We start from the raw sequence: 1,506 nt of genomic DNA, 5'->3' as shown, positions 1-1,506 counted from the left end.
ATAATGAATGGTCTTTTCTGATTTTAGCAATCAAACCCTGTTTTGCAGATAAAGGCAAAACATCTTCTGCATCCATATTCAGCTGCTTGGCTGTTAGGTGCCGAATTTGCTCAATCGAAGCACTAATATGCGGTTCACCCTGCAGGTCATCCCAGAGCACATCTATTTTATTCAGCACAGCAAAACGACCTGCACGGTGTTCAGACTCATGCACATCGATATACTGCTTCCAGATTGCCATGTCACTGGCTGTAACGCCCGTGTCAGCACTCAGCATAAAGATAACAGCCTGGGCATTAGGAATCATGCTAATGGTGAGTTCGGGCTCTGAGCCTAAGGCGTTTAAACCTGGCGTATCCAGGATACATAAACCTTTGCGTAAGATCGGGCTATCAAGGCTCAATAAAGCATGGCGCCACGCCGGTATTAAGACCTTATCTGAATTCTTGGCGCGTTCCAGCGAGCCTTCATCAAAGCCTAGTTCACGCGCCTGGGCAAAAGAAACCACTCGTGTTTCAGCGATTTGCCTGAGTGTTTCAGCCATCGACTCTTGATTACGAGGATCAATGGGAAAATAACGCCACTCATGGTCGCTCTTTTTTAATTCGCTAATGGTCTGGTTTTGTGATCGGGAGTCGATCGGTAATAGCTTGAGGTAGTTTTTTTTCTGGTGTTGATCGTAGAAAATTTCAGTCGGGCACATGGTCGTACGACCCGCCTGGGACGGTAACATTCTCTGGCCAAAGCTTGAGAATACCAAGGCGTTGATCAGTTCTGTTTTACCTCGGGAATATTCCCCAACCAGGGCTACCGTTAGTAACTCATCGTGTAAAAGCCCTAAACCACGCTGTAAGCGAGCATCGAGTTCGTTACTATACAAGCCAGCATCGACCAACCACTGTTTGTAGCGCTCAACGGAGCTACTCAGCTGCCGCTTCCAATCATGGAAGGCATCAACCTGTTGTGATAAGTCGTTTATAGACATGCAAAGTCACCACTTAACGTGCTTAAAAGCAATCATTCCAGGCGAGCCATTAAAAGCTTCCGCCTATTCCTTCACGATCATAGACCCTTATAGGTAATTTATCTGTGCGGGTATTGGCATTCCCTACACAAAGCTTAGCCCTTAAGACTATCTAAGCGTCAGATCATTCGCATTAAATGGCTCACGACCGTTTCGAGCACCTGAAGCGTAAGAAATGCAAATATTGGTGATAAATCCAAGCCGCCCATAGCTGGCAAGATCTTACGAAAGGGCTTCATCAAGGGCTCGGTAATCTGATTAATCAAGAGTAAGGCTGGGTGCCCGCTGCCGGGTGCAATCCAACTTGCAACGATCATGATAATTAGAGACCAAAAATAGATTTTTATTAAAAAGCTCGCAACCAATATGGCCGATAACAAAACAATATTAATCGGATTCGATATCGCATACCCCAACACCGCAACCTTGATACCAACAGCAACTGTCTGTACTAATATTGCTAGCACCAATGAAGCCAGATC

Annotated in this window: 2 protein-coding genes; both read right to left on the bottom strand. The window is 45.7% G+C overall.

All coding sequences use genetic code 11. From position 1 onward, the window contains the following. On the bottom strand, positions 1-985 hold a 985-nt coding region (locus A3763_RS01235; protein WP_197482669.1), incomplete at its 3' end, for a dynamin family protein. A 158-nt stretch (positions 986-1,143) separates the two neighbouring features. After that, positions 1,144-1,506 (bottom strand): YggT family protein (locus A3763_RS01230; RefSeq protein WP_231872063.1); only part of this gene is annotated, 363 nt, incomplete at its 5' end.

It is taken from the genome of Oleiphilus sp. HI0128 (genome assembly GCF_001635365.1).
This window is presented reverse-complemented; position numbering and strand designations above follow the sequence as displayed.